Origin of the sequence: Mucilaginibacter sp. (genome assembly GCF_036383575.1) — a bacterium.
Taxonomy (GTDB): Bacteria; Bacteroidota; Bacteroidia; order Sphingobacteriales; family Sphingobacteriaceae; genus Mucilaginibacter.
Genome location: NZ_DASVOB010000646.1, coordinates 1 through 3,453 on the forward strand (window position 1 = coordinate 1; position 3,453 = coordinate 3,453).

At 42.1% G+C, this 3,453-nt stretch carries 2 protein-coding genes and 1 pseudogene; 1 reads left to right on the forward strand and 2 read right to left on the reverse strand.

Translation table 11 applies throughout. The features are described 5' to 3' along the window. A pseudogene (locus tag VF500_RS22770) lies at positions 1-635 on the forward strand (hypothetical protein); the annotation flags it as partial. Between the two features lie 220 nt (positions 636-855). On the opposite strand, the gene VF500_RS22775 reads toward VF500_RS22770, so the two are convergent. Further along, on the reverse strand, positions 856-1,128 hold the full coding sequence (locus VF500_RS22775; RefSeq protein WP_330861877.1) for a hypothetical protein: 273 nt from the start codon (positions 1,126-1,128) through the stop codon (positions 856-858). A 155-nt stretch (positions 1,129-1,283) separates the two neighbouring features. After that, positions 1,284-3,416, reverse strand: a complete 2,133-nt coding sequence (gene pnp, locus VF500_RS22780; RefSeq protein ID WP_330861878.1) for a polyribonucleotide nucleotidyltransferase — start codon at positions 3,414-3,416, stop codon at positions 1,284-1,286. Positions 3,417-3,453 lie beyond the last annotated feature (37 nt).

A 3,453-nucleotide genomic window follows, 5' to 3' on the forward strand; every position in this document is an offset into this window, starting at 1 on the left:
AGCACGGCTCCAGCATTTCTGATTGTCCTAATGTACTTTCGGCCATGCTTGATTTTACTTTGCCATCCCTATGGAATGATCCGGTAAACGTATTAGTTCAATTGGCTACTTCCATGCAAGCCCACAAACGCGGCGGAATATTATTAGTTGTCCCCTCCGGAAGCGAAGAATGGCGCGAATCCATCATCACTCCGATCTCCTACCCTGTCGATCCTCCCTTTTCAGGTCTTACCGATCTGATGATTCACGAAGGTATCGATCGTTATCACACCTCATGGCAAGAAAAAATGCGCCGTGCAGTTGATACCATCGGCGGATTAACTTCGATAGACGGCGCTACGCTAATAAATGATAAACACGAGCTGCTGGCTTTCGGTGCCAAAATAGGCCGCTCAGAAAAAAGTTCACCTATCGAAGAAATCGTTGTGACCGAACCAATAGTAGGCTGCTCAACCCGGGTGATCCACCCCGCGCAAAACGGTGGTACAAGGCATTTAGCGGCAGCACAATTTGTTTATGATCAAAAGGATGCTTTGGCGCTGGTAGCTTCGCAAGATGGCAGATTTACAGTATTTGCATGGTCGCCGATTGTAGGCATGGTGCATGCACACCAGATTGATATATTGTTGCTGTAGGTTTGTTTAGTCAGTAAACGTATCAATATGTCATTGCGAGTAACCATCAGGGAAATCCTGAAAAAAAATGCGATGACGTGTTAAAAAAAAATACCATTGATAATCAATAACTTATAATCACGTCATTATAAGGAAGGAAGCAATCGCACGGACGCAAATCGGCTCTGTATAGTATGCGATTGCTTCGTACCTCGCAATGACATACCTATTTTGCTTCAGACTAATCGCAATTCAATAACAGATCATAATATTTTCTCATCAGCACGGTATCATAATTAACCAGCGACTGATAGGCTTCTGAAACAAGTTCATTAAGGATAGATGAACCCAGCTGACCGCCTCCATTTGGGATGGAGTCGTAATAAATGATAATTTCCTTCACCCTGATTATTTCATACAGTAACTGCTGAACCAAATCAGTTTGTGTACCCGTCTGCATTCCAGCCGAATTCTTGCTCAGGAAGTCTAAAGGATCGTTAGTAGCAGGGGTCATTTTTTTATCAAACAGGATCGGAGTTATGGTTTTATCAACTACGCATTAACAGTTAATAAGTTTAAACATCCGCTTTTTGTTTTAAAAAAATAAAAAAAATTGAAACAAAATAACAAAACCCTCATAAAGAGGGTTTTGTTACTATAAAAAATTGCTTAGTTACTTTGTTTTGGCTCCGGTTTCGGCAATAAAACCTTACGCGATAACTTAAGTTTACCTTGTTTATCTACGTCAAGCAATTTTACCCTTACTTCGTCACCAATCTGGAAGATACCATCCATAGTTTCGATACGGCGGTGATCAATTTCAGATATGTGCAGCAAACCATCTTTACCCGGCATGATCTCAACAAATGCACCGAAAGGCATGATCGATTTTACTTTACCTTCGTAAATTTCGCCAACTTCAGGTTTTGAAGCAATGGCGCGAATACGTCCTAAAGCAGCATCGATAGAAGCCTTGTTATCGGCAAAAATCTGAACAATACCCTGGTTATCTTTTTCTTCGATAGAAATGGTTGCGCCTGTTTCGCGTTGCATTTCCTGGATGATTTTACCACCGGGCCCGATAACTGCACCAATAAATTCTTTATCAATTTTAATGGTAACAATACGCGGAGCGTGTGGTTTGTAGTCAGCACGAGCCTCGGTAATGGTTTTAGCCATTTCGCCAAGGATATGTAAACGACCATCTTTAGCCTGATTCAAAGCATTGGTTAATACTTCGTATGAAAGGCCATTGATCTTCAAGTCCATTTGTACAGCAACAATACCGTTTTTAGTACCGGTTACTTTAAAGTCCATATCGCCCAGGTGATCTTCGTCACCAAGGATATCAGAAAGGATAGCATATTTAGTACCCATTTCGTTGGTGATCAAGCCCATGGCAATACCTGATACAGGTTCTTTAATTTTGATACCTGCATCCATCAGTGCCAATGTACCGGCACAAACTGTAGCCATTGATGACGACCCATTTGATTCCAAAATATCAGAAACGATACGGATAGTGTAAGGGTTTTCATCTTCAGATGGCAATACTTGTTTCAATGAACGCATAGCCAGGTTACCATGACCAATTTCGCGACGACCAGCACCCCTGTTAGGCCTAACCTCACCAGTTGAGAAACCAGGGAAATTGTAGTGTAACAGGAATTTTTGGTATCCGTTAATGAAAGCACCGTCAATCATTTGCTCGTCATCCTTAGCGCCTAAGGTAACGGTAGTTAATGATTGAGTTTCGCCACGGGTAAATACCGCCGAACCGTGAGCAGATGGCAAATAACCAACTTCGCTCCATATCGGGCGGATCTGGGTAGTGGTACGACCGTCTAAACGTTTGCCTTCATCTAATACAAGGTTACGGATAGCATCATACTCGACATCGTGGTAGTATTTTTTAGCAAGGCCTTTAGTGATATCGTCGATCTCACCTAAAGTTTCGATGTATGCGTCACGTACTTCTTTAAATTTAGCACCACGCTCTTCTTTTGCTGATGCAGCAGAAGCAATGGCGTAAACCTGGTCATAAGTAGCAGCGTAGATGGCTTTTTTCAAATCCTCGTTGCTGTGCTCATGGCTGTAAACACGTTTTTCTGTTTTACCAACTTCAATGGTCAGTTCTTTTTGAGCTAAACACTGAACTTTGATAGCAGCATGGGCAAATTTGATAGCTTCAACCAATTCAGCTTCCTGAATTTCTTTTGATTCGCCTTCAACCATGTTAATATCATGCTCGCTACCTGCTACAATAAATTCTAAAGTAGCGTTTGCAAGCTGGCTTAAAGTAGGGTTAATTACTAACTGACCATCAATTTTAGCAACACGTACTTCAGAGATAGGACCGTTAAAAGGGATGTTAGATACAGATAAAGCTGCAGATGCTGCCAAACCGGCCAATGCATCAGGCATAATATCTTTATCAGCAGATATCAAAGAGATCATCACTTGTGTGTCAGCATGATAATCATCAGGGAATAATGGACGCAAAGCACGGTCAACCAAACGAGAGATCAATACCTCATAGTCTGATAAACGGGCCTCGCGGCGTAAAAAACCACCTGGGATACGGCCTGTGGCAGCATATTTTTCCTGGTAGTCAACAGATAACGGCAAGAAGTCAACGCCTTCTTTAGCCTCAGGCGATGATACTACAGTAGCCAGCAACATGGTATCACCCATTTTCACTACTACCGAGCCATCCGCTTGTTTGGCCAGTTTACCTGTTTCGATCTCAATGGTGCGTCCGTCGCCCAGATCAATAACTTTTTTAATTACGTTTAAACTCATCTTTTTTTGTTTGTGATGCACTTTTCATCTTCGGGAG

Bases quoted from the DNA above. Each gene is read 5' to 3' on its own strand.
- VF500_RS22775 (WP_330861877.1), bottom strand. From the start codon at position 1,128: ATGACCCCTGCTACTAACGATCCTTTAGACTTCCTGAGCAAGAATTCG.
- pnp (WP_330861878.1), bottom strand. From the start codon at position 3,416: ATGAGTTTAAACGTAATTAAAAAAGTTATTGATCTGGGCGACGGACGC.